Raw genomic sequence first — 25525 nt, 5'->3', positions numbered from 1 at the left:
TTACCTACTGCCATTGACGCTCGTAGGCGCCTAATGTGGTGACCTGTCCTTCTGATACCTTTGCTAATGTTTCATTCCATCTTGCAAGTTCAGTAAATGCATTTGGGTTGGCCAAATAACTGTCTATTGCTTCACGCCAAACACGGGTGACTTGTTCAACATAAGCTGGACTGCGTTGTCTGCCTTCAATTTTAAGAGAACAAATACCTGCGTTAGCAAGTTGAGGCAATAAACTGAGTGTATTCAAGCTTGTTGGTGACTCGAGTAAGTAGTCGGCTTGGGATTCATTTTCAGCAATGTAGCGCCCTTTACAAACAACAGGGTAACCTAACTGTTGGTCGATATTAGAAGTGTCAATGAGTACTTCATTTAAACGTGTTAAACATTGATTACCGTCTTCTTGCCATCTAACGTGTTTTGCTGGCGAGCAAGAACCACCGGTATTGGGTGACTGACCTGTAACATAAGATGATAGGTGGCATCGTCCTTCTGCCATAATGCAAAGGCTACCAAAGGCGAACACTTCCAAGTCAACAGAGCTATTTTTAGCAAGATCTTTGACTTGCTTCATCGACAATACCCGAGGTAATACCGCTCGCTCGATATTAAATGCCTGTTGGTAGAACTCTAGTGCAGCAAGGTTCGTTGCACTAGCTTGAACGGATAAATGAAGCGGTAAATGAGGGTACCGACGGCTTGCATAGTCGAGCAGCGAAATATCTGCAGTGATTAAAGCATCCATTTGAAGCTGGGCTGCCAGATCAATGGCCTGATACCAGCGTGATTCTTCACCTGGTTTTGGGTAAGTATTCAAGGTTAAAAATACTTTTCTGCCTTGACTATGGGCAAGCTTCGTTGCTTGTTTCATTTGCTCAGGTGTAAAGTTTAACCCTGCAAATGAACGTGCATTTGTATCATCTTTTAATCCGAGGTAAACCGCATCTGCACCTGCTCTAAAAGCGGCTTTTAATGAGGCTAAATTTCCTGCTGGGCACAAGAGTTCCATATTCTCTCTCTCAAACTGTCGTAGAAAGGGAGTGTAAAGTTGAATGACGTCACATGATTTGATTTGAAACAGGTTTCAATTGATAAAATGTGAGTAAACTAGCTTAATTATTAGAGTAAGCAGTGTAGGAGTAAGGATGTCTTTTCGATTCACCAATAGCGTGGCTAAAAATGTACTAGGGTTAGCCCCGAAAGTGGCAACGCAATCTTTAGCCGTTGTACCTGAAAAAGCCAAAATGAATGTGTTGGCTAAATTGCTGTCTTTGACATTGTCTGAACAAATAAAATTTGGTGAGTTAGACTTTTTACAATCTAAATGGGTTGCTATATCGGTTATGGATATTGGCTTGCACTTTGAAATCAGTTTCAATGACGAATTGTTGCTTAGACCATTAACTCAAGCAGATGTGACTTTTACGGCTAATGTTCCTGAGTTACTGTTAGTTGCGGCAGGAAAAGAAGATCCCGATACCTTATTCTTTCAACGTAAGTTAAAAATTGAAGGGGATACTGAGTTAGGCTTAGAAGTGAAAAATTTACTACTCGGTATTGAGCTAGAATCTCTGCCTAAACCCGCTAGATTAACCATAGAGAAGCTGGCGTTAACACTACAAACTCTTCAAGGCTACTCATCTGAGCTGCCCCAAGCGTCAGCTTAATGTCTGTAGGCAACTTATTGCCATTGTTAAGCACTATCTGAGCAGAGCATTAAAATTCTATTAATAAAAAGGCGCCTTAGGCGCCTTTTTTTGTGTATCTCAGTTTTCACCGAGGGATTAAGCTTGTGCTTGTGGGTTATACCTTTCCTGTGATGACTTGGTATTTATATTTAAGCTCTTCAGGTGTTTCAGCATGTTCAGGATCGGGATCAATACAATCGATAGGACATACAGAGACACAAGTCGGCTTATCATAGTGGCCAACACATTCTGTACACAGTGCTGGGTCTATTTCATAAATCTCTTCGCCCATGGTAATCGCTTCATTAGGGCACTCAGGCTCACACATGTCGCAGTTAATGCAGCTATCATCGATTAATAATGCCATAACAGGTTACTCAGCTTTTTCTGCAGCTTGATGAGGATTACGAGTATCTTGGCCTTGCGGTAAGTTACGCATCAAGATGGCTTTATCTAGCTCAACGCTTTCAGGAACGGCTAAAAATACAAAGTGCCCCGAACCTAAACCAGCTTCAACTGATTCACCTTTACGATTGACTAGCTCTGAAATCGTCAGGGTAAAGTTTCCTTGTGGCGTCATGACTTCAACACTATCACCGACAGAGAACTTATTTTTAACATCGACTTCTGCAGCGCCGCTATCATTGCGAACGCCAGTGAACTCACCAACAAACTGTTGAGTGTCACTGATTGAATAACCGTAATCGTAGTTTTGATATTCATCATGAACATGGCGACGTAAGAAACCTTCGGTGTAACCACGATGTGCTAACCCTTCAAGGTTGTGCATTAATGTACGATCAAAGTCTTTACCTGCAACCGCATCTTCAATAGCTTGACGGTACAATTGAGCTGTACGTGCGACATAATAAAATGACTTAGTACGGCCTTCAATTTTAAGAGAGTCTACGCCCATTTTTGTTAAACGTTCGACGTGTTGAATCGCACGTAGATCTTTAGAATTCATGATGTAAGTGCCATGCTCATCTTCATAAGCGGGCATATATTCACCTGGACGCCCAGGTTCTTGTAATAGAACAACTTCATCTGAAGGTTGACCTGCACCTAATGTCGGTGTCTCAATTTGCACACCGTTTGCATCGACGATACCTTGTGGGTTAACGGCGATGATATCACCAGTGTCTGTTTGCTTAGCTTCATGTACATCATATTTCCAGCGGCAAGCATTAGTGCATGTGCCTTGGTTTGGATCGCGTTTATTGATATAGCCTGATAATAAACAACGTCCAGAGTAAGCCATACATAACGCGCCGTGGACAAACACTTCTAACTCAATATCTGGACATTGTTGACGAATCTCTTCAATTTCATCTAATGATAATTCACGAGATAAGATGACTCGTTTAATCCCCTGTTGCTGCCAGAACTTAACGGATGCCCAGTTAATCGCATTGGCTTGTACAGACAAATGTACTGTTTGATCTGGGAATGCCTCACGCACCATCATAATAAGACCAGGATCTGACATGATCACAGCATCAGGCTTCATATCAATGACAGGTGCCATATCACGTATGTAAGTTTTTAATTTTGCATTGTGCGGTGCAATGTTACTGACGACATACAACTTTTTATTTAGCGCATGGGCTTCTTTGATGCCCATCGCCAGATTTTCCATTTTGAAGTCATTATTTCTAACCCGTAAGCTATAGCGAGGTTGGCCTGCATAAACAGCATCTGCACCGTATGCAAAGGCATAGCGCATATTCTTTAACGTTCCTGCTGGAGACAATAGCTCTGGTCTAAACATAATCACTCTCAATTTGATGGAAATTCGCACACAGCGCGGGGGCGGCATTTTACTTAAGTATGGTCGCTGAATGCAAATAATTCATCTGTGATTGTGCTGCTTGTCTAATTTAATGTTTGCTAATTAATTGACATGCTTTATAAAGATTAGTGCTTTTTCTTTATTCTATTAAATGACATAGCTGATATAATCGAAACAAAGCAACAACAATAAAATTACAGGCGGGATCTATGACAACTGAACACCAATTATTGGTAGGGCTATTAAAGAAGCTAAAAGACGATGCTTTAGTGCTTCCGACACTGCCTGAAGTCGCCATGCGGGTGCAGGAAGTTGTTGCGCAACCAGACTCAAGTCTTAAACAAGTTGGCGACATTATTGGCCAAGATGCCGCAATTTCGGCGCGTATTATTAAGGTGGCAAACAGTGCTTTATATAGCCGAGGTAATAAAGCTGAAAATATCAGTGCTGCTGTCAATCGTATTGGACTAATACAAATAAAAGCGATTGTTACCTCTGTCGCATTAGAGCAATTATTTATCTCAACCAATGAGATGGTTTGGGAGGTGATGGATGAAGTGTGGCAAACTTCTATTGAGGTCACCGCATCAGCTGGTGCTATGTTGGCTATTTACAATAAACGTCACCCGAGTAAGAAATTAGACCCTGAAACATTAACATTGGCAGGCTTAGTCCATAATATTGGCGCTCTACCTGTGTTATCTGAGGCAGAAACAAAGCCTGATGCCTTTACAAGTATTGAACAGTTACGTGGTTTAGTCCGTAAAATGCAAGGACCAATCGGTCGTGCTATTTTAAAGACTTGGGACTTTGCGCCTGAAGTGATGGAAGTGGTTGAACGCTGGGCTGATCTTCATTATATGCCTGAGTCGGTGACCTATTTAGACTTTATTCGCTCAGCAGCTTATTATACTGGCGAGTTAAGAGCAGGGCCTGAATTGGAACAACGTCTAGATATTTTTGCAACTCGCGGCTTACCTGTAACACCGGAAGATCTAGAGAGTGACGAGTTTTTAGATGTGTATCATTCTATTAAGCAAAGTTACCAATAACAGCTGAGAATATAGCCGCCAAGCAGACATGAATGAGCTTGGTTATGGAATTAACCCCAATTGAATAAGGAGCGATAAGTTGTGTTAAGTATTGAAATTATAATTGTATTGTTTATCGCCCTTATTTTGTTATTGGGTATTGTATTAGGCGGTTACTTCCAACAAGGCAAATTCATCGCAGAGCTGACTCAAACCTTAGAGTCGAATAATGCAACCCAGTCCCCACTTAACTTTAAACATACTCCAAGAGCATTCAAACCTCTGGTTAGAAACCTCAATTTATTCCAGCAAAACAACCCTATAACGCTTGAGCGAGATAAGCTGACAGGGTTATCTAATCGAGTTGGATTCAAGCGTAAAATGTTTGCCAAGATGCCTGCGACTGAGGGGATGCTCGTGCTGGTGGACATTCAGCAGTTTCGCTTTGTAAATGATCTCTTTGGATTTATTTTTGGTGACCAGTTATTAAAAGCTTTTGCATTACGAATTAAGGGGCTAAACAATCCGCCACAATTCGTTTCAAGAATGAACGGTAATGAGTTTTTACTTTTCTACCCTAAAGCTATTTCAGTTAACGAGTTATCTAATATAAAGCAGCATCTACAAAAGCCATTCGACATCGAGCAAACTCCAATCAGCATTAAAGTACAATTAGGGGTACTTGAGCTGCATGACCATCATGCGGATGTGAGTTTAATGCTACGTCGATTAGACTTAGCACTTAAAAAAGCCAAGCTCAGCCGAAACGATATCGCATTTTATAATCAAGATGATGACAAAGCTCAATATCGTGAATTGACAATCATTAATAGCTTGCCTAAAAGTCTGAAGCAAAACCAACTCCATATGGTGTATCAACCTAAGTTGGATATCAGCTCGGGTAAGTGTTCACAAGTTGAAGCGTTAATTCGATGGGAGCATGATGGCTTAGGTATTATACCGCCAACAGAGTTTATTCCTTTAGCTGAACATACTGGCATGATTGACTTAATCAGTAAGTGGGCTCTTGAACAAGTGTTACAGCAACAGGTTAAGTGGTTACAGCAAGGCATCAATATCAAAGTGGCAGTTAACTTATCCACTAAAGATCTTGAAAATCAGCATTTGCCAATTGATATCAGTAATTTGCTTATGCAGTACAAAGTGCCTGCTGAGAACTTAATGATTGAAATCACTGAAAGTGTATTGATGTTAGATTTAGCACGGACCATCGAAACACTAAAAGAAATTCGCGAGTTAGGAGTTAAAATTGCTATTGATGATTTCGGTACAGGGCATTCATCTTTAGCTTACTTACGTCACCTCCCCATTGATGAAGTTAAAATTGATAAAGCCTTTTTGGACGACTTTAACTGCGACTTACAAGCTAATAAGATTGTGAAAACTAGCATCGAACTGGCTAAGAGTCTTGGTTTTGATGTTACGGTCGAAGGGGTTGAAACCAAAGATGTATTTGATACCTTAATTGAGTTCGGAACTGATACCATTCAGGGGGAGTATTTTAGTAAGCCTCTTGTCGCAACAGATTTTGAGCTACGATACACGCAGCTCATTGAACAACCTTTCTTATTCCTACCAAGCTCAGATAACGTTAAACATTAAAGCGAATAACGCGCTTAAGACTGATTAAATTGTTGTTGTAACTGGGTAATTAAGTTGAGTGGCATAGGGGCCATCTGACGTTGCTGATTCATGCAGACCATCTCAATTGTGGCTGTCACAGCAGGCTTTTTAGCATTAGGACGCCAAATCTCTTGTTGCCAAACAGTACGGTACTTACTTTCAAAGTAATAACGCGTTCTAACATCAACGATATCAGCAAATTCAACCCCATCGTGACACAGCATATCTGTGCGATATACCGCGAAGCCTAGCTGTTGCTGTTGCCACAATAAGTTCAGTACGTCAGCGCCAATCACATGTTCTCTAGCTCGTTCAAAATACTTTAAAAAGTTGGGGTGATATACCACGCCTGAAAAGTCTGTATCTTCATAGTAAATTTGTACAGGAAAGTGAAAAATTGGGCTATATTCAATCGTTTTTTGAGTCATCTTGATGCTACTAAGTCATTTTATGAGGGCATTGTTACTTATTCTTAGACGTTACAACAGTGTTTTTCGGTTTGCTATGGCGATTCATTGACTGCTCAGACCAGAGTTTGACTCATCCCCTTTAATATCTCGACAGAGGTTACTCAGTACAAACCGTTGAAAATGCTTTTTTAGCCAACTTTGTTTTGCATAAATTTAGGCAGTAATACCGTTTCACCTGTTAGCATCTTATAAGCACTTTGGGTATTTACCGCTGGGCTGAAAATGTAACCTTGACCAGTATGACACTGGTACTGAATGAGTTTAATTAATTGCATTTCAGTTTCAATCCCTTCTGCGACAATTTGCATTTTTAGGTCATTACCTAAATTAATAATGTTTTTTAAGACCGCTTTTGCGGCTTCATTATCTAAAAAGCTATCGATAAAACCTTTGTCGATTTTTAAGGTATTTAATGGGAATCGGGTGAGGTAATTTAAGGATGAATACCCCTTACCAAAGTCATCTAAACTAAGTCTGATTTTTAAATCATGTAATTGGCTTAGCACCTTTTTAGCGGTTTCAACATTCTCAATCAAAAGTGATTCGGTAATTTCCAGTTCCAGCTTCTCTGCAGGGAAACCGGTTTCCACTAATATGGCTTCGATTTTTTCGCTAATATCTGGCTGAGATAACTGCACAGGGGAGATATTGACCGACACACTTCCTTTGAGCAAGCCTTCTTGGTGCCATTGATTTGCCGTGATACAAGCCTGTTTAATAACCCAATAACCAATTTCAATGATTTGACCATTACTTTCAGCTTCTGGAATAAACTTATCGGGTGGTATCAAACCTTTTTCGGGGTGGAACCAGCGCAGCAATGCTTCAAATGAACGGATATTACCTGTTTTAAGGCAAATTTTAGGCTGATAATACAACTCAAACTCATCATTGGTTAATGCATGTTGAAGCTGCTGTTTAATTGAAATTTTTTCTTGTAAGGCGACTGACAGTGCTTCATTAAAAAAGTAGGCGCTATTACGTCCTGCTTGTTTAGCCGCATACATCGCGGTATCGGCATGTTTTAGTAACGTCTTCGCATCCAGACCATCTTCAGGGTAGCAAGCAACCCCAATACTGGCAGAGCTCTTAATCCAATGTTCCTGTATTTGATAGCCTGTGTTAATTGCTAATCTTAGGCGTTCAATGATATTCACTAGCTGTGAAAGCTCGCCCGGATTTCGAAGAATAATTGCAAACTCATCACCGCCTAAGCGGGCTAATAGGTCATCACTTTTGAGGTTTGATGATAGGCGTTTACTCACTTGAATAATCAGCTCATCACCTATGTCGTGTCCCATAGAGTCATTGACTTCCTTGAAGTAATCAAGGTCGATAAAAGCAACCGCAGCATGCTGATGTTTTTGATTCACAGTGGCTTCAAGTACAGTATTAAAACGGAATCGATTTGATAAGCCTGTTAACGTGTCGAAATTAGCTCGGTTTTTCAACTCTGTGACTTTTTGATAACGGGTTAACAAAAATAAAAAGGTCAATAACGCACACACAAGTACCAAACTAATGATGGCGAAATACCACCAGGGTTTTTTAATGGTGAATGAAAGCTCTGCAATTAACGGACTCCAAATACCATCGCTATTACTGCCTTGCACGACAAAACGATAATCACCTGCATGAAGGTTGGTATAGGTTGCTGTGGAAATGTTTTGCGAGTATATCCAGCGTTCATCAAAGCCATGCAGTTTATATCGATATTGGTTTTTTTGCGGCGCATTAAAATCCAGTGCAGCGAATGAAAATTGCACCATATTTTGTTCATAGTCTAAGGTCAATGCATCAATACTATGGTTACTGTTTAAGTGGATGTATTCTTCATTGGCAATTAATGCCGATGTTATATGAACCTGTGGGGAAAATTGGTTACTTTTAATTGCTCGTGTATCAATTTTAAAGGCACCGTTGTTTGTACCTATATACAACTCATCTTTTTGAAATGCGATGGCAGCATCTGAAAAAGAGCTATCTTTGTGATTGATAGCACTAGGAAATTTAGTGATTTTTTGAGTTTCGATGTGCATCTTGGCGAATTTAGATTGTGTCGTGATCCACAAATGCCCTTGACCATCGCCTGTGACACCTTTAAGAGTATTCGAAGCTAAACCATCTTCTTTAGTAATATATTCAAGTTGTAAATCGTCACTCCAGAAGTCACTCACTTCAATTTTGACCAGGCCTAGACCTTGGCTTGCGACCCAAACAGTATTGTTCTCATCTTGATATATTTTAACGGTACGAATATTTTGCGCTTCACTACCTAAAGGAAGGTGTTTGACTTCGTAGGTTTGTGTATTGACTCGGTATATAGCATTGGTTGTCGCTAGCCATAGCTCGCCATTATGGAGAAGCTGCTTATCAAAGGTGAAGTTTCCACCCGCGGCATAAGAATTATCATTGTGATGCAGCAGCTGCTTTAGTATCCCTTTGTCAGGGTTAAATAAAATGAGCCCTACATCAAGGTAGCCAGTGATCCATGCGTTGCCATGATTATCAGGCAGTGCTAAATAAAATTCGCTTTCAGGCAAACCATGAGGGTTATCTTTAGCATTACTGAAGTGGCGTAAACGTTCTGTATCAATATCATATACTGTCAAACCATCTGCTTGGGAAATCCACATGGTATTGGCGTCATCGATTGTTGCACTATAAATCATCGAAGGGGTTAACTCAGAAATAGGCTGCAAAGAGATTAAATCTTTATTTAACCTTAGTTTATCTATACCTTTTGTCGTGCTTATCCAAGTATTGTTATCTTTATCAAAATCGAACCAATAGACCATATTTCCGGATAATTCAGAGCTAATCGGTTTTGGTCTGTATAAACGTGTTCCTTGTTTAAAATTAGAATACAGCGATGCGCCATTACCAGTACCAAACCAAACCCCACCAGACTGATCAACCATTACAATCGGGACATAATCACTTGGCATCGAATTAGGATTAAATGCTTCATGAGTCAGGTGTGAAAAGCTCATGGTGTCTAATGTAATGCGGCTAGCGCCTTTACCGTGTGTTACCCATAGCGTGTTGTCGTCTTTAAAGGTGAAGCTTTGAATGTGATTGGATGGGAGCTGCTGATTACTCGGGTTATCCTTATTGAAATGGATATTGTTGATGCTGCGAGTTTCTAAGTTGAGTTTGAACAATCCATTTCGATAGCTACCGAGCCATATTTCGCCATTCTTGGCTTTTTTGGCGCCATAGAAAATGACCGGGTCTAGTTGCTTTGCAAGTTCGCCTTCAAACTTCACTATTTCGAGTTGATCCGATTGGGTGTTGAGTGTGGCTAAGCCGTAGTCAGTGACGGCCCAAATAGTGCCATTGTGATCGCTAAAAACTCCACTGACTGAGGTTTCGTATGCTTGATTTTCATCAAATAATGAGTAGGCAGTGAACTGTTTGTTTTGCGGGTTATATTGGGTTAGTCCTGATCCGGTACCAAACCATAGTAAGCCATTTTCTTGTTCATAAATTTCTATAATCCAACTTGAACCTAAACTGGACTGGGTGGAAATCATGTTATGAATGATGATTTCATTGTCTTGGGTTAACTGGTTTAAGCCATCTTCGGTAGCTATCCAAATATTGCCACTACGATCTTCATGGATTTTGGTGATGTAGTTGTTGGATATGTGGGTCTTGTCAGATTCAGAGAACTGAAAATTGGTAAAGTTAACCCCATCATAGCGACTGGCTCCAGTATCGGTACCAAACCAAATAAATCCATCACGTTGTTGATACAGCGTGGTAATGCTAGAGGACGGCAGGCCATCACTAATCGTAAGGGTTTCCAGCTGAAATTGCTCAGCCTGAGCGTTTTGGGGTGACAGAGAAACAGCAAAAAAAATAGCCACAATAGAGAATAAAAGCAGATGTTTTAACGCTGATAACATTTAAAGCCCTTATTTTATGTGGTTATTATATCGTTACGCATTTTAACCAATTTTGTAAACGTATGTAATGCGGTAAAACAATACTTCTTGTGTGACTTTGTATCGGCAATCGTTACGTTTCTTGAGGAAATAGTTTGTTGAAATGTATTATTGCTCGAATTAGCAGCGGATTGTAAAGACTTTGGCCTGCTTAGACTGTTCTTTGTGCTACATAAGTGCGTTTAAGCAGGTTTGGTTGGAGGAGTGTTAGAGCTAAATTAAAAGCTGCTTATCGATAGGGGTATGATGGGAAATCACATCTAATAAAGATTTAGCGGTTAACTCTGTCACGCTAATGACTTCGGTTTTACAGTTAAATTTTTGCGCTACTTTTGCCATCAGTAAGTCAAAGTCACCGTCACCAGAAAGCAAAATGACTTTATCTACTTGCTCGGCATAGTCTAAAACATCGATGGTAATGCCGACATCCCAGTCACCTTTGGCGCTGCCATCACTTCTTTGAATATAAGGTTTGAGTTTAACGTCAAAACCAATATGTTTAAGTGCATCTTGAAACTTAACTTGGCCATCGTCCGCCGGAGCGATGGCATAGGCAATGGCATATTCAATTTGAGTTGTATAATTGAGGTTTTGGAATAAGGCTCGATAGTTAAATGAACGCCCAAAGGCTTGTTTACATGTGTAATAGATGTTCTGCACATCAACAAATACGGCAACTTTTTCCATGTGACACCTATTATCCATTTTAATTAATTTAACTTGTTCAAGCAGGGTTTAGCCAAGGTAGGCTAAACCCTTAGAGCTAACTATGATTTGCTGGCACTTGCTTTTTGTTGCTCAATAGCCAAATTAAGTTGTTGCTCCACAAAGCCAGGCGACTTTGTTGCCCCTGATATGAGTCGATACATCGCTGGGATGACTAAGAGTGTCACTAGAGTAGCAAATGCCATCCCAAAGAACACTACCGTACCGACAGCGATGCGACTTTCTGAACCTGCACCTGTCGATAATATTAATGGGATTGCTCCAATTAAAGTAGTGAAGGCCGTCATGAGAATCGGTCTTAAACGTCTGGCTGAGGCATCGATAATTGCTTGTTCGAGAGAGAGCCCTTTATCACGCAACTGATTAGCAAACTCAACAATTAAAATGCCGTTTTTGGTGACCATACCAATTAACATGATCATGCCAATTTGGCTATAAATGTTGAGGCCTTGGCCGGTGAAATACAGCCCAAGGAATCCGCCGAATATGCCCATGGGTACAGTAAACATAACGACCAACGGATTGATAAAGCTTTCAAACTGAGCAGCAAGTACTAAGTATGCGACTAATAACGCAAGACCAAACACGATGAAAACGCTGCTCTGGTTTTCCTTAAAGTCTTTTGACTCGCCTGTATATGAAATGGTGATATCGCTTGGCAGCATTTCAATGGCTTTCGCATCGAGAAAATCTAATGCTTCACCTAAGGTATATCCTTCGCCTAAATTGGCTTTTAAGCTGATGGACTTTTGTTTATTCAAATGGCTAAGTTTTTGCGCTGAAGCCACTTCATCAATTCGGGTGATGGTATCTAAGGTGATAAGGTCGCCCTTTGAAGTGCGCATATATATCTGACTTAAATCGGCGACACTGTTAAAGCTGTTTTCATCGCCTCGTAGGTACACATCATACTCTTCGCCACGCTCAATAAAGGTGGTTTCGCTGCGACCGCCAAGCATGATTTCTAAGGTGTCTGAAACTTCAGTGACACTCACGCCAAGTTCTGCTGCACGCTCACGATCGACACTAACTAATAGTTCTGGGGTTGTTTCAGCATAATCAAGATCAGCCCCTTCTAATATCGGGCTTAAATCCGCTTCTTGTTGTAGTTTTTGCGCCCAATCAAATAGCTCTTCATAATCGGAGCCACCTAATACAAACTGTACTGGCTCACTTGATTTACCTCTAAAGCCTGGCAACATTGGGCGTACCATGACGTCAGGGATACCTTCTAGTGCTTTTGCGACTATCCCTAACGCTTGCTGGGCATTAATATTTCTGTCTTGCCATTCTTCCAGCTGAATAATAACAAAACCAGTCTGATCGCCAGCCCGGCCGCCAAATGCCGGAGCTTGAATACTAAATGATTTTATAACGCCATCACCTAGCATAGGTAATAGTCGCTGCTCAACGATTTCCATATTGGCAGACATGCGATTGTAGCTAGTGCCTTCGGCGCCTTTAATGAAGGCAAAAATAACGCCTCGGTCTTCTTGAGGGGCTAATTGAGCAGGTACTTGATTTAACAACCAGCCACTACCAGCCACGCACGCAACAATAACCAATGGTGCAGCCATACGGAATTGCACAGCTTTACTCACGACACGGCGGTATTGTGTTTCTAGTGCATCAAATAACCCGTCTACCCATAAGTTAAAACGGTTAGGTTTTACATTGGCTTTTAGCAATTTACTACCGAGTACAGGGGTAAGCGTTAATGCAATAAGCGATGAAAATAACACCGACATTGCTAGCATTACCGAGAACTCAGTAAACAGTAATCCAACCATGCCTTCCATAAATGAAATGGGTAAAAACACCATAACTAATACTGCAGTAGTGGCGACAACAGCAAAGCCAACCTCGCGAGCTCCTTTGTAGGCAGCAAGTAAAGGAGGTTCACCTTTTTCAATGTGATGGAAAATATTTTCAACGACCACAATAGCGTCATCAACAACCAGTCCGATGGCTAGGATCAGCGCCATCAATGTGAGAAGGTTAATTGAAAAACCGAATGAGTTAGCCGCAATAAATGCCGCAATTAACGAGACAGGCACAGTCACCGCAGGAATTAACGTCGCGCGGACTTGGCCGATAAAAATATACAGCACCAATATCACTAATACTGCAGTGATAATTAAGGTGTTATAGACCTCATCGATTGAGCGAGAAATGAAAATGGTAGAGTCATAATCGACCACGAGCGCCGTACCATCAGGTAAGAAGTCTTGGATTCTATCGACTTCTTGATGAACCCATTTCGCGACATCTAATGGGTTCGCATCAGATTGGGCCACAATGCCTAAAGAAAGGTTAGCAACGCCATCACTTTTAAAGGTTGAGTTCTCGTTCTCTGCACCGATAAATACATCCGCGACATCTTTTAGGTAAACAGGTGTGCCATCGTCGGCAGTACGAACGACTAAGTAGTCAAAGTCCTCTGGGTGGTTATAGAGTCTTGCTGTACGAACCGTCATGACCGTAGTGTCGTTACGAACTTCGCCGCCTGGCGTTTCAACGTTTTCAGTCTTTAGTGCTGATACGATGTCGTTGGCTGACACATTACGTCCTGCCATGAGTTCAGGTTTTAATTGAACGTACATGACTTTGTAAAGTCCGCCCGTGATGGAAATTGAGCTGACTCCTGTGATCAAGTTAAAACGATCTTCTAATACTCGTTGGGAGTAATCGGTGAGCTGAGTTCGGTCCATCGTTGATGAACTCAGGTTGACATAAATAGACGGCTCGCCTGAGCCATTGTCTTTAGATACTACAGGATCGTCAGCTTCATCTGGAAGGCGGCGCTGAGCTCTCGCTACAGCATCACGCACATCACTCACGCCTTCTGTTAAATCCCAGCCAAGTAAAAATGTGACTGTAATGCGGGACATACCATTACGAGTGACAGATTCAATTTCATCAACACCACTAATACCCGTTAACTCATCTTCAATCGTGGTGGTAATTTGGCTTTCCATAATAGTGGCTGAAGCGCCACTATAGGTGGTCATTACCGTGACTACCGGATTTTCAACATCCGGCATTTCTCGAATCGACAGTTTTGACAGTGAGACTAGGCCAAATACACCCAATAATAAGCTGAGTACAATAGCGACAACAGGACGCTTGACTGAAACATCAGAAAGCCACATTAGCTTTTCTCCTGCTGGTTACTTTCTTCTGCTGTGTTTTCATTGGCTAGGCGCTCAGCTGTATTTTGCTGTTCAAGCACATCCACTAATACCCCATCACGCATGTTAACTAATCCTTGAACTACAACATGGTCACCGATATTTAAGCCGTCAGAAATTAACACTTCGTTGTCAATACGAGCGCCCAATGTTACTTCTGTGCGTTTTGCTATGTTGTCTTCGTTGATGATATACACAAAACGCTTTGTGCCAGAGTATTCAATTGCTTGGACTGGAATGACAGGTTCAGAAACTGCAGGGAAGTTAAGTACTGCAGCCATCATCATACCTGGCTTTAAACGGTTTTCGGGGTTATCAAACTGTACTCTCACCCGTAAGTTTAAAGTGTCTTGATTGATGCGAGAGTCGATGGCAATGATTTTGCCTGTAAATACTTGTTCAGGCCAAGCACGACTTTGTGCACTAACGGCCATGCCATTTGAAAGTAACGATAAGTAATGCTCAGGTACTTGTAGATCAAGTCTCATGCTAGATAGATCGTCAAAAGCAAGCAATTCAGTACCAACCGAAATCATCTTACCAACACTAAAATCAATTAATCCTGCTGAGCCTGAAAATGGAGCTTTAAGTGTGTGATAGTTTAGATCGGCTTGAGCGGAGGCAAGGCGAGCTTGAGCCATATCGACATTAGCGCGTTGGGCATCAATTTCAGTTTGGGTAATGGCATTACTTTTGATTAGCTTTAAAAACTCTTTCAATTTTCTTTGTTCATCAGCAAGGTAGGCTGCAGCCTCGGCTGTTGCGGCTTTAGCTTTCGCATTATCGAGCTGAACAATAGTTTGACCCGCTTTAATGTCTTGATCTGGTTTAATGAGAATATCACTGATTTGGCCAGCAACCTGTGAGGAAATAAACACGGACTGTTCAGCATCTAATTTGCCAATCAATGATAACGATTGCGATAACTCATGTTGATCAACAATGCCTGTTACCACAGGAATAGTTCTTTGCGGTTTATTGTTGCTATCGGGTTTAGATTTACTGGCCTGGCTAATACCACTAAATGAAAAAGCGGCGGCCATAACGCCACAAACAATAATAAGGAATGCTAATTTTTTCATTGATGAACTCTAAAAATGCCTATGCTGATGTGAGGCTATTTTAATAAAAAAAGCAGCATATAAGGGTAAAGGAATGTAAAGCGTAGCAGATAAGACTGTAACAAAACATGCTGATAACATTAGTGTTTAGTTATTGGATCTGAGTTGTGAACTTGTGTCTAAGTTGGTATCAATTTTTTAACAGTTACCAGAGGGAAGATACAGTAAAGCAGGTTGATTCTTTAAATTGGTATGCTAGAAAACAAAAAAACCACTTAGTCATACTAAGTGGTTTTTTATTCTAATATGAGACGCTACAGTTTTGCTGAAGGTGTTCCATTAAAGCTTTCGTTTTGCTCTGTAGTCGATGCTTCAATTCCCATGAAATATTCATAGCTCTTGTTTGATAGGCTCATTTGAGGCTTATCTTTAGCTGCGACATTCGCTTGTTTAGGCTTCATTTTCATGGTTTGTTTTTTGGTTTTTTCGGTCTGTGGCAATGTCACTAAGTCATTATTACGAGATGTTTCGTTAAAGTTATAGTTGAAAACACCATTGCCTTGAATGAACTCAACACTCGACTTATCTTTCGTTTGATAAGAAGCCAAAATACCGTGTTGACCTAATGGCACTTCATGAAAAATCTCACGGCCAGTCCCAACTTTAACACCATCGACAAACCAATCAGCGGCGACATTACTAACTAATGTAATCATGGCTGATTTAAGGCCTAGTTCTTCATTAATCAGTGAGTCAATTTTACTGTTATATGAAGGTTTGAATGCCATCTTAATTTTATAGTTTAAGTTGCCTGACATATTCATACTGGCGTCGATGACGTCATATGAAAGTAAAACACTGCGCTCATTCAAAAAAGGATCAGTTTTGATTGTATTAGTCACAATGTAGCTTTCTGAATCTTTCAAACAATCGTTAATTGACTGAAATTTACTACATAAGGTTGAACCATCTAAATCAACTGATTGAACCGTGTCAGCTTTTGAAACATCAGCAATAACGCGCTTGGTGATTTCACTTTTAAGTGCGGCTAGTTGCTCATCTTTGTTTGTGCGAGTTTCATTAATGACATCATATTCTGCCATTATCGATTTGTATTCTCTCTTAAGCGATTTACCGTCGATATCATACTTGGTTTCAAGTTGATCTATTTTAAGGACAAGATTTTCTAAATCACGGTAAAAAGAACTTAGGTTAGCGCGTGACAAGATTTTAGCTGGTAACTTAGAAACCAAATGTTCATATTCAGTTTGCTTGCTTTTAATCTCGACACTTAAGGCGTGGAAATCTGATTCTTTCTTTTTGTGCGTTGACAATTTATCGTTGGCAGAAATGAGTAAATCATCAATATTATACTTTTGCTCAATTTCTTGTAGTTTTTGGGTTTCGCTACTCGAAATAATCTCTAAACCAAATGAGCTGCTGGCATAAAAACATAATAAAATAAAAGTAATTCGACTATATCTCACTGATTCCTCCATTTTTGTGTAATTGTTCGTGCATAGCCTTGTGCTACTGCAACTGGTCAACAGTAAAATAATCCGTCAATAATTTTATAGTACTTAAGTTAATTTGTCTTTACAAATAGATTGTGGTTTTTTGACGCTTTTTTACAACAAGCCAACAGTAGGGCGGTTTGACTGATATATTGTTACCTTATTATACCTGATGTTGCTTTATCCTCTTGTGCTTAAGTTATTGTTAATGTTCTTTAAAGAACCAAATTTTTGTTGGCTATGTTAGTTATGTTGTTAACGCGAGTGAATGAGCTCAACAGAGTAAGTTAACCATGAGGCATTTAGAAATTTAACAAATTGCAGGTTTTCAGACAGTCGTCATTTTTATGACTGCCTTTATGGGTAAGTGGTTATTTTAGCGATTAATGAAAGTAATGGCGGGTAAACATAAAAAAGTCCTATTTAAAGTGAAAACTCGAATTAACGAATTTCACCATCAATAGGACTTTTATAATGGCAATACAATCAACTGATTAAGGCTATTATTAAGTGATTAATTTTATTCTGAATCAGATAATGATAATCCTGCGACTATTTAGCAATACGCTTGTACTTTAAACGATGTGGCTCAATGGCTTCAGTACCAAGGTGTTCTTTCAACCAGGCCGTGTATTCAGTGTAGTTTCCTTCATAGAAGTTAACTTGGCCTTCATCACGATAATCTAAAATGTGAGTGGCGATTCTGTCTAAGAACCAACGGTCATGAGAAATAACCATGGCACAACCAGGGAACTCTAATAACGCCTCTTCTAGCGCACGCAGTGTTTCAACATCTAAGTCATTGGTTGGTTCATCGAGTAGGAGTACGTTACCACCTGCTTGTAGCAGTTTGGCTAAATGAACACGGTTACGTTCACCACCAGATAAGGTACCAATGATTTTTTGCTGATCGCCACCACGGAAGTTAAAGCGCCCAACGTAAGCACGACTTGGGATCTCTGTGTTGTTGATACGCATGATATCTTGTCCATCTGAGATTTCCTGCCAGACGGTATTCTTGTCGTTCATTGAATCACGGAATTGCTCAACCGAAGCAATTTGTACTGATTCACCCACTTCGATGCTGCCGCTATCAGGTTGTTCAGCGCCTGAAATCATTTTAAATAATGTTGATTTACCCGCACCGTTTGCACCGATAATACCGACAATCGCACCTTTAGGAATTGAGAAACTTAAGTCATCAATCAACACTCGATCGCCATAAGACTTAGTTAAGTTATTAACCTCAATTACTTTGTCACCTAAACGAGGCCCTGGTGGAATGAACAATTCATTAGTTTCGTTACGCTTTTGATAGTCGTTGGTGTTCAATTCTTCAAAGCGAGCCATACGGGCTTTGCCTTTAGATTGACGACCTTTACTGCCTTGGCGTACCCATTCTAATTCTTTTTGAATGGTTTTTTGGCGGGCGCTTTCAGTTGCAGACTCTTGTTGTAGACGTGCATCTTTTTGCTCAAGCCAAGATGAGTAGTTACCTTCCCAAGGAATACCTTCACCACGGTCAAGTTCTAAAATCCAACCCGCAGCATTATCCAAGAAATATCTATCATGGGTAATCGCAACTACGGTGCCAGTATAATCTTGTAAGAAACGTTCAAGCCACGCGACAGATTCAGCATCCAAGTGGTTAGTTGGTTCGTCAAGTAACAACATGTCTGGCTTTTCAAGTAGTAAGCGACAAATTGCGACACGGCGACGTTCACCACCTGATAGCACTTCGATTTTTTCATCCCAATCAGGTAAGCGTAATGCGTTAGCTGCTCGGTCTAAAATTACATCTAGGTTATGAGCATCTTGAGACTGAATAATTGCTTCAAGTTCACCTTGCTCTTTTGCTAATGCATCAAAGTCGGCGTCAGGTTCAGCATAAAGTGCGTAAACTTCATCCAGACGAGTCAGCGCATTCTTAGCCTCACTGACCGCTTCTTCAATTGCTTCACGTACTGTTTGTGATTCATCAAGCTTAGGTTCTTGTGGCAGGTAACCAATTTTTAGGTCCTGCATCGGACGTGCTTCACCTTCGATTTCGGTATCTAAACCTGCCATGATTTTTAGCAAAGTTGATTTACCAGAACCATTTAAACCAAGTACACCAATTTTGGCGCCAGGGAAAAAACTAAGTGAAATATCTTTGAGGATTTGTTTTTTAGGCGGAACAATCTTTCCTACCCGCAGCATACTATAGACAAATTGAGCCATTTTTAAGGTTCTTTAGTGACCAATGATGATGATAATTCTACTTTATTTTTTGTTTAACTCAAATTTTGGATTAATCAAATTAAAGATAATTTCCAATGAAATTCATGTTCTAAATGCTGGGATTGTGACGCAGAGCAGAGTAGAATACCGCGCAACCCTATATATAAGAACTGCTGTTGGAGACACCAATGCTAAAGAAAGCTATGAATATCGCGGATTACGATCCACAACTGTTTCAAGCCATTGAAGATGAGACTCGTCGCCAAGAAGAGCACATTGAATTAATCGCATCAGAAAATTATACCAGCCCACGTGTTCTTGAAGCACAAGGTTCTCAGTTAACCAATAAGTACGCAGAAGGTTACCCTGGTAAGCGTTACTATGGTGGTTGTGAGCATGTTGATATTGCTGAAGAATTAGCTATTTCACGTGCTAAAGAGTTGTTCGGCGCAACTTACGCTAACGTTCAGCCGCATTCTGGTTCTCAGGCAAACTCAGCTGTTTTCATGGCGCTTTTACAAGGTGGTGACACCGTTTTAGGCATGAGCCTGGCACACGGTGGTCACTTGACTCACGGGTCTCATGTGAGCTTTTCAGGCAAATTATACAATGCGGTTCAGTACGGTATCGATGAAACGACTGGCAAAATCGATTATGCAGAAGTTGAGCGTTTAGCTGTTGAACATAAGCCTAAAATGATTATTGCTGGTTTCTCTGCATACTCAGGTATCATCGATTGGGGTAAATTCCGCGAAATCGCTGACAAAGTAGGTGCTTACTTATTTGTTGATATGGCCCACGTTGCAGGTCTTGTTGCTGCTGGTATCTATCCGAACCCGTTACCACATGCACACGTAGTGACAACGACGACACACAAAACACTTGCCGGTCCTCGTGGTGGATTAATTTTATCAGCATCAAACGATGAAGATATCTATAAAAAATTAAACTCAGCAGTATTCCCTGGCGGCCAAGGTGGTCCATTAATGCACGTTATTGCAGCTAAAGCCGTTGCATTTAAAGAAGCATTAGATCCAGAGTTTACGACTTACCAAGAGCAAGTTGTTGCCAACGCTAAAGTGATGGCTAAAACCTTTATCGAACGTGGCTATGATGTGGTATCTGGCGGTACTGATAACCACTTATTCCTGCTTGATTTAATCAGCAAAGATATGACTGGTAAAGATGCTGATGCTGCCTTAGGTAAAGCTAACATCACAGTGAACAAAAACTCGGTGCCAAATGACCCTCGTTCACCGTTTGTGACTTCAGGTTTACGTATTGGTTCTCCTGCAATTACACGTCGTGGTTTTACTGAAACTGAATCAGTTGAATTAACCAACTGGATGTGTGATGTACTTGACGATATTAATAATGAAGCCACGATTGAGCGTGTGAAGAATCAAGTACTTGAATTATGTGCTAAGTTCCCTGTTTACGGTTAATACCTTTCAAGTATTCTGAAACAGGAACGTGATTGAGTAAGACTGGCTTTATTCAATTTATCTTGGGAGGATAATCTTATCGATAAGGTTAACCTTATAAAGTAAATAGGATAAACTTTAATGGCTGTAAGTACCGAGTACTTACAGCCATTTTCTTTTTAATTTCAGGAGCGAATATGCATTGCCCATTTTGTAGCGCGACAGATACTAAAGTGATTGACTCTCGACTTGTGGCTGATGGCCACCAAGTACGTCGTCGCCGGGAATGTACAGAGTGCCATGAACGCTTTACGACCTTTGAAGGTGCTGAGCTTGTGATGCCTAGAGTGATCAAACAAGATGGGACTCGTCAGCCATTTGATGAAGAGAAACTTCGTGGCGGTATGCTTAGAGCAGTTGAAAAACGCCCTGTTTCTATGGATCAAATTGAGCAAGCGTTAACAAAAATAAAATCCACGCTTCGTGCGACAGGCGAACGAGAAATTGACTCTGCTATGATCGGTAACTTAATGATGGAGCAGTTAATGGTGCTTGATAAGGTTGCCTATATTCGCTTTGCTTCTGTTTACCGTGCATTTGAAGATGTGTCTCAATTTGGTGAAGCAATCGCTAAGTTACAAAAGTAGCCGCATTATCATTACTTGCCGCTAGCAAAATATTGCTTTTTATCGTTTTGGTGCAATCAAGAAGGTTTTTATGTCTCAGTGGTCTATCCTTGATATTTCAATGATGAGTCTGGCAATTTCATTAGCAGAAAAAGGACGTTATACAACTCGGCCTAATCCAAACGTAGGCTGTGTGATTGCCGTTGGCGAGCAGATTATTGGTCAAGGTTATCATATTAAAGCGGGTGGCCCGCACGCTGAAATTCACGCTTTAAATGCAGTACAAACCAATCAGCAGCAAGATAAATTAAGCCAAGCCACTGCCTATGTCACCCTTGAGCCTTGCAGTCATTACGGCCGAACTCCTCCTTGTGCATTAGCGTTAATAAATGCGGGGATAAAAAGGGTTGTTATTGCTGAGGTTGATGCCAACCCGCAAGTGGCAGGTAATGGTATTCGAATGCTACAAGAAGCGGGAATTGAGGTTGAAGTCGGATTATTAACCGAGCAAGCCAAACAACTTAATCTTGGGTTTACTAAGCGAATGCTCACAGGCTTGCCACTTGTTACCATTAAGCTTGCTGCCAGTATTGATGGCAAAACGGCATTGTCTAATGGGGTGTCTAAATGGATTACAGGACCTGAAGCCCGAGCGGATGTACAAAAGTTACGTGCTCGACAATGCGCCATTATTACTGGTGTAGAAACGGTACTTGCTGACAACCCATCTATGAATGTCCGTTATGAAGAATTAGGCAGTGTAAAAGAGCATTTAGCAGCAAATGAAATTAAACAACCATTAAGGGTTATTCTAGATAGTAAAGCTAGGCTAACAAATGACTTTGCACTGTTTGAAATAGCGTCTCCTATACTGTTGGTTTCATGTGTGGAATACCCCGCAGAAGTGAGAGAAAGATTTAACAATCATGTTAGTTGTATCACTATTGGTGCAAATGATGATGGACGCGTTGATTTACATGCGTTATTTACTTATTTAGGTAAGCAATGCAATACGGTTCTCGTAGAGGCTGGAGCAACATTAGCGGGTAGCGTCATCAAACAAGGCTTAGGTGATGAATTGTATTTATATCAAGCGATGAAGTTACTGGGTAGCCAAGGTCGTAATTTAGTCCAGCTTGATGATTACCAAGCCATGTCAGATATCCCTAAAATACAACTTAACGATACGCGTCGAGTCGGTGCAGATCTAAGAATGATATTTGCTCTATAAGCAACAAGATTTTTTGCCATTATTTAAACGGTATAGGCAACGAACACTGTTAAATAATATTGAATAAGATAACAAGTGAGTATTTATGTTTACCGGCATTATTGAAGCCCTAGGCACATTAAGAAAAATTGATCGCAAAGGCGATGATATTCGTTTAAATGTAGCTAGTGGTAGTTTGGATTTATCTGATGTCAAACTAGGAGATAGTATTGCAACCAATGGTGTGTGTTTAACGGTTGTACAATGTCTACCTGATGGTTATGTTGCAGATATTTCAGCTGAAACTGTCGCATTAACTGGTTTTGCTGATTATAAAGTCGGACAAAAGGTTAACCTTGAAAAAGCGGTGATGCCAACGACGCGTTTAGGCGGCCATATGGTAAGCGGGCATGTTGATGGTATTGCAAGGGTTGAGCAACGAAATGTGCGCGGAAAAGCCATCGAGTTTTGGTTACTCGCACCTGAAGACTTATCTCGATATATCGCTCATAAAGGCTCAATAACCATTGACGGAGTTAGCTTAACAGTTAACGAAATTGATGGGCATCGTTTTAGGTTAACGATTGTGCCACATACAGCCGAAGAAACGACCTTGTTGGCTTTGCAAGCCGGCAGTAAGGTCAACATCGAAGTGGATTTAATTGCACGTTATTTAGAGCGCTTGATGAACGCTGAAAAAGCCACAAAATCCGAAGGCGGCATCACTATGGAAATGCTAGCCAACGCCGGATTTATGCGATAGAAAATAGAATACCCGAATATATTTAGCCTATGTTGCTGATATAGAAAAACTAAACATAAAGGTCTTAACATGGCACTACACAGTATAGAAGAGATCATCGAAGATATTCGTCAGGGTAAAATGGTTATCTTGATGGACGATGAAGATAGAGAGAATGAAGGCGATCTTATCATGGCGGCCGAAAAGGTGACGCCAGAGGCAATTAACTTTATGGCGACCTATGGTCGTGGATTGATTTGCCAAACAATGACTAAAGAGCGCTGTATGCAGTTAAATTTACCTTTAATGGTAACTAATAATAATGCACAGTTCTCGACAAACTTTACTGTATCAATTGAAGCTGCAACAGGTGTAACAACAGGCATTTCAGCTTATGATCGTGCTGTTACAGTTCAGGCGGCTGTTGCAAAAGATGCTAAAGCCGCTGATTTAGTTCAGCCTGGGCATATTTTCCCATTAATGGCACAAGATGGCGGCGTATTAACGCGTGCTGGACACACTGAAGCTGGTTGCGATTTAGCTCGATTAGCAGGTTTGGAGCCTTCAGGTGTGATCGTTGAGATTTTAAATGATGACGGCACGATGGCACGTTGTCCTGATTTAGAAGTGTTTAGTGAAAAACACGGTATTAAAATGGGGACAATTGCTGATTTAATTGAGTACCGTAATACCAAAGAAACCACTGTTGTGCGTGAAGCAGAATGTAAACTACCCACACGCTTTGGTGAGTTTACTATGGTGACATTTAGAGACACCATCGATAATCAATTGCACTATGCATTGGTAAAAGGTGAAGTGAAAGCTGATTGTTTAGTGCGTGTGCACTTGCAAAATACATTTAACGATTTGCTTCACTCTGAGCGAGATCAAAAACGTAGCTGGCCACTAGAAAAAGCGATGGAACGCATCGCTAATGAAGGTGGTGTTTTAGTATTATTAGGCCATGAAGAGCATTCAAGTGAGATGCTAGCCAAAGTAAAAGCGTTTGAAGCAGAAGACAAAGGTCAAGCACCAACTGCGGCGAAATGGGTCGGCACCTCACGTAAAGTGGGCATCGGTTCGCAAATACTATCAAGTCTTGGTGTCAGCAGCATGAGGCTATTGAGTTCGCCGAAACATTATCATTCGTTATCGGGCTTCGGTTTAGAAGTGACTGATTACATTGCAGAATAATTCACTAATTTAGTGAAGTTAACATTTATCATTAATTGCACAGGACTCAGGGCATTTTGCTGTGGTATTATACCGCCACTTTTGCCCAGAGCTGGGTGCTTTAGCTAATTTAGGTAAGATAATGAACGTAGTTCAAGGTAATATCGAAGCAAAAAATGCCAAAGTGGCGATCGTTGTATCGCGTTTCAATAGTTTCTTAGTTGAGAGTCTGCTTGATGGCGCAATAGATACACTAAAACGTTTTGGTCAGGTTGAAGATGACAACATTACTGTTGTTCGTGTTCCTGGCGCTGTTGAATTACCACTGGCTGCACGACGTGTTGCTGCTTGTGGGAAATTTGACGGTATCATTGCACTTGGTGCTGTGATTCGTGGTGGTACTCCGCATTTTGATTTAGTTGCAGGCGAGTGTAACAAGGGTCTAGCTCAAGTTGCTTTAGAGTTTGATATTCCTGTTTCATTTGGCGTGTTAACCACAGATACCATTGAGCAAGCAATTGAGCGCTCTGGTACTAAAGCAGGTAACAAAGGTACTGAAGCTGCCCTTGGCCTACTTGAAATGGTTAATGTTCTGCAAGAATTAGAACAACAGTTGGTATAGTAGTAGGAAAAGTAATGAAGCCTTCAGAGCGCCGTAAGGCACGCCGTTTAGCTGTTCAAGCTATCTATTCGTGGCAGTTAAGCCAAAATAACGTTGCTGACGTTGAACACGAATTTTTAACTGAGCAAAACATTAACGGTGTTGATGTAGCTTATTTTCGTGAGTTGCTATCAGGTGTAGCAACAAAAGCGACTCAACTTGATGCGCTTTTAAAGCCACATTTAGATCGTGATATTGAAGACGTATCGCCAGTTGAGAAAGCCATTGTGCGCTTAGCTGCGTATGAACTCACTTATCGTAAAGATGTGCCATTTAAAGTGGCTATCAACGAAGGTATCGAATTAGCGAAAGCCTTTGGTGCCGATGACAGTCATAAGTTTGTCAATGGTATGCTAGATAAGCTTGTTACTCGTAAGTAATAAATAAAACGGTATCTTCGGATAC

General features: G+C 40.8%; 20 protein-coding genes. 10 read left to right on the top strand and 10 right to left on the bottom strand.

Translation table 11 applies throughout. The features are described 5' to 3' along the window. Positions 1-4: 4 nt before the first annotated feature. Positions 5-1006, bottom strand: coding sequence for a ubiquinone anaerobic biosynthesis protein UbiU (gene ubiU / locus A9267_RS06525; protein ID WP_065108642.1), 1002 nt, complete (start codon positions 1004-1006; stop codon positions 5-7). A gap of 136 nt (positions 1007-1142) precedes the next feature. Here ubiU and ubiT point away from each other — a divergent pair, with 136 nt between their 5' ends. Then, complete coding sequence (ubiT, locus tag A9267_RS06520) at positions 1143-1664, top strand: ubiquinone anaerobic biosynthesis accessory factor UbiT (RefSeq protein ID WP_065108641.1); 522 nt, start codon at positions 1143-1145, stop codon at positions 1662-1664. A gap of 136 nt (positions 1665-1800) precedes the next feature. On the opposite strand, the gene A9267_RS06515 is transcribed toward ubiT, so the two are convergent. Together A9267_RS06515 and trhP are read right to left on the bottom strand one after the other, a co-directional pair. Continuing rightward, positions 1801-2052: a YfhL family 4Fe-4S dicluster ferredoxin gene (locus A9267_RS06515; RefSeq protein ID WP_065108640.1), complete on the bottom strand. Its 252-nt coding sequence runs from the start codon at positions 2050-2052 to the stop codon at positions 1801-1803. Positions 2053-2058: 6 nt separating this feature from the next. Further along, positions 2059-3456, bottom strand: a complete 1398-nt coding sequence (gene trhP / locus A9267_RS06510; RefSeq protein WP_065108639.1) for a prephenate-dependent tRNA uridine(34) hydroxylase TrhP — start codon at positions 3454-3456, stop codon at positions 2059-2061. 230 nt (positions 3457-3686) lie between these two features. Between trhP and A9267_RS06505 the strand changes: the two genes are divergently transcribed. Both A9267_RS06505 and A9267_RS06500 read left to right on the top strand, forming a co-directional pair. Next, entirely contained in the window at positions 3687-4529 is an 843-nt protein-coding gene (locus tag A9267_RS06505; RefSeq protein ID WP_055023744.1) for an HDOD domain-containing protein, read from the top strand. Positions 4530-4610: 81 nt separating this feature from the next. Then, on the top strand, positions 4611-6131 hold the full coding sequence (locus A9267_RS06500) for a putative bifunctional diguanylate cyclase/phosphodiesterase (RefSeq protein ID WP_065108638.1): 1521 nt from the start codon (positions 4611-4613) through the stop codon (positions 6129-6131). 14 nt (positions 6132-6145) lie between these two features. Here A9267_RS06500 and A9267_RS06495 read toward each other — a convergent pair whose 3' ends face one another. The 7 genes from A9267_RS06495 to ettA form a co-directional block, all read right to left on the bottom strand. After that, positions 6146-6580 (bottom strand): acyl-CoA thioesterase, encoded by a 435-nt coding sequence (locus A9267_RS06495; RefSeq protein ID WP_065108637.1) that lies wholly within the window; start codon positions 6578-6580, stop codon positions 6146-6148. 170 nt (positions 6581-6750) lie between these two features. Next, the gene (locus tag A9267_RS06490; protein WP_055023747.1) at positions 6751-10533 is read right to left on the bottom strand and encodes an EAL domain-containing protein; all 3783 of its coding nucleotides are present in this window, start codon (positions 10531-10533) and stop codon (positions 6751-6753) included. 252 nt (positions 10534-10785) lie between these two features. Then, complete coding sequence (locus tag A9267_RS06485) at positions 10786-11259, bottom strand: LabA-like NYN domain-containing protein (RefSeq protein ID WP_156669114.1); 474 nt, start codon at positions 11257-11259, stop codon at positions 10786-10788. Between the two features lie 80 nt (positions 11260-11339). Then, positions 11340-14450 (bottom strand): multidrug efflux RND transporter permease subunit, encoded by a 3111-nt coding sequence (locus A9267_RS06480; RefSeq protein WP_065108635.1) that lies wholly within the window; start codon positions 14448-14450, stop codon positions 11340-11342. Beyond that, positions 14450-15571 carry an efflux RND transporter periplasmic adaptor subunit gene (locus tag A9267_RS06475; protein WP_055023750.1) on the bottom strand — a complete coding sequence of 374 codons (1122 nt, stop codon included), beginning with the start codon at positions 15569-15571 and terminating at the stop codon, positions 14450-14452. Before A9267_RS06475 ends, A9267_RS06480 begins: the two co-directional genes overlap by 1 nt. A 293-nt stretch (positions 15572-15864) precedes the next feature. After that, positions 15865-17037 (bottom strand): hypothetical protein, encoded by a 1173-nt coding sequence (locus A9267_RS06470; protein WP_065108634.1) that lies wholly within the window; start codon positions 17035-17037, stop codon positions 15865-15867. A 579-nt stretch (positions 17038-17616) separates the two neighbouring features. Continuing rightward, positions 17617-19284, bottom strand: a complete 1668-nt coding sequence (ettA, locus tag A9267_RS06465; protein ID WP_065108633.1) for an energy-dependent translational throttle protein EttA — start codon at positions 19282-19284, stop codon at positions 17617-17619. Positions 19285-19472: 188 nt separating this feature from the next. Here ettA and glyA point away from each other — a divergent pair, with 188 nt between their 5' ends. From glyA to nusB, 7 genes are all read left to right on the top strand, one after another. Then, positions 19473-20729 (top strand): serine hydroxymethyltransferase, encoded by a 1257-nt coding sequence (gene glyA, locus A9267_RS06460; protein ID WP_055023752.1) that lies wholly within the window; start codon positions 19473-19475, stop codon positions 20727-20729. A 176-nt stretch (positions 20730-20905) separates the two neighbouring features. Next, positions 20906-21355, top strand: a complete 450-nt coding sequence (gene nrdR, locus A9267_RS06455; protein ID WP_055023753.1) for a transcriptional regulator NrdR — start codon at positions 20906-20908, stop codon at positions 21353-21355. Positions 21356-21425: 70 nt separating this feature from the next. Next, on the top strand, positions 21426-22565 hold the full coding sequence (gene ribD / locus A9267_RS06450; RefSeq protein WP_065108632.1) for a bifunctional diaminohydroxyphosphoribosylaminopyrimidine deaminase/5-amino-6-(5-phosphoribosylamino)uracil reductase RibD: 1140 nt from the start codon (positions 21426-21428) through the stop codon (positions 22563-22565). Between the two features lie 85 nt (positions 22566-22650). Continuing rightward, positions 22651-23307, top strand: a complete 657-nt coding sequence (locus A9267_RS06445) for a riboflavin synthase (protein WP_065108631.1) — start codon at positions 22651-22653, stop codon at positions 23305-23307. 69 nt (positions 23308-23376) lie between these two features. After that, positions 23377-24480 carry a bifunctional 3,4-dihydroxy-2-butanone-4-phosphate synthase/GTP cyclohydrolase II gene (gene ribBA / locus A9267_RS06440; protein ID WP_065108630.1) on the top strand — a complete coding sequence of 368 codons (1104 nt, stop codon included), beginning with the start codon at positions 23377-23379 and terminating at the stop codon, positions 24478-24480. Positions 24481-24601: 121 nt separating this feature from the next. After that, the gene (gene ribH / locus A9267_RS06435) at positions 24602-25081 is read left to right on the top strand and encodes a 6,7-dimethyl-8-ribityllumazine synthase (RefSeq protein WP_055023789.1); all 480 of its coding nucleotides are present in this window, start codon (positions 24602-24604) and stop codon (positions 25079-25081) included. Positions 25082-25095: 14 nt separating this feature from the next. Then, positions 25096-25500, top strand: a complete 405-nt coding sequence (gene nusB / locus A9267_RS06430; RefSeq protein WP_055023757.1) for a transcription antitermination factor NusB — start codon at positions 25096-25098, stop codon at positions 25498-25500. Positions 25501-25525 lie beyond the last annotated feature (25 nt).

It is taken from the genome of Shewanella sp. UCD-FRSSP16_17, assembly GCF_001675935.1.
GTDB lineage: Bacteria > Pseudomonadota > Gammaproteobacteria > Enterobacterales > Shewanellaceae > Shewanella > Shewanella japonica.
Note: the sequence above shows the minus strand (reverse complement) of the source record. Positions and strands in the feature narration are given on the sequence as shown.

Bases quoted from the DNA above. Each gene is read 5' to 3' on its own strand.
- ubiU (WP_065108642.1), bottom strand. From the start codon at position 1,006: ATGGAACTCTTGTGCCCAGCAGGAAATTTAGCCTCATTAAAAGCCGCT.
- ubiT (WP_065108641.1), top strand. From the start codon at position 1,143: ATGTCTTTTCGATTCACCAATAGCGTGGCTAAAAATGTACTAGGGTTA.
- A9267_RS06515 (WP_065108640.1), bottom strand. From the start codon at position 2,052: ATGGCATTATTAATCGATGATAGCTGCATTAACTGCGACATGTGTGAG.
- trhP (WP_065108639.1), bottom strand. From the start codon at position 3,456: ATGTTTAGACCAGAGCTATTGTCTCCAGCAGGAACGTTAAAGAATATG.
- A9267_RS06505 (WP_055023744.1), top strand. From the start codon at position 3,687: ATGACAACTGAACACCAATTATTGGTAGGGCTATTAAAGAAGCTAAAA.
- A9267_RS06495 (WP_065108637.1), bottom strand. From the start codon at position 6,580: ATGACTCAAAAAACGATTGAATATAGCCCAATTTTTCACTTTCCTGTA.
- A9267_RS06490 (WP_055023747.1), bottom strand. From the start codon at position 10,533: ATGTTATCAGCGTTAAAACATCTGCTTTTATTCTCTATTGTGGCTATT.
- A9267_RS06485 (WP_156669114.1), bottom strand. From the start codon at position 11,259: ATGGAAAAAGTTGCCGTATTTGTTGATGTGCAGAACATCTATTACACA.
- A9267_RS06480 (WP_065108635.1), bottom strand. From the start codon at position 14,450: ATGTGGCTTTCTGATGTTTCAGTCAAGCGTCCTGTTGTCGCTATTGTA.
- A9267_RS06475 (WP_055023750.1), bottom strand. From the start codon at position 15,571: ATGAAAAAATTAGCATTCCTTATTATTGTTTGTGGCGTTATGGCCGCC.
- ettA (WP_065108633.1), bottom strand. From the start codon at position 19,284: ATGGCTCAATTTGTCTATAGTATGCTGCGGGTAGGAAAGATTGTTCCG.
- glyA (WP_055023752.1), top strand. From the start codon at position 19,473: ATGCTAAAGAAAGCTATGAATATCGCGGATTACGATCCACAACTGTTT.
- nrdR (WP_055023753.1), top strand. From the start codon at position 20,906: ATGCATTGCCCATTTTGTAGCGCGACAGATACTAAAGTGATTGACTCT.
- ribD (WP_065108632.1), top strand. From the start codon at position 21,426: ATGTCTCAGTGGTCTATCCTTGATATTTCAATGATGAGTCTGGCAATT.
- A9267_RS06445 (WP_065108631.1), top strand. From the start codon at position 22,651: ATGTTTACCGGCATTATTGAAGCCCTAGGCACATTAAGAAAAATTGAT.
- ribBA (WP_065108630.1), top strand. From the start codon at position 23,377: ATGGCACTACACAGTATAGAAGAGATCATCGAAGATATTCGTCAGGGT.
- ribH (WP_055023789.1), top strand. From the start codon at position 24,602: ATGAACGTAGTTCAAGGTAATATCGAAGCAAAAAATGCCAAAGTGGCG.
- nusB (WP_055023757.1), top strand. From the start codon at position 25,096: ATGAAGCCTTCAGAGCGCCGTAAGGCACGCCGTTTAGCTGTTCAAGCT.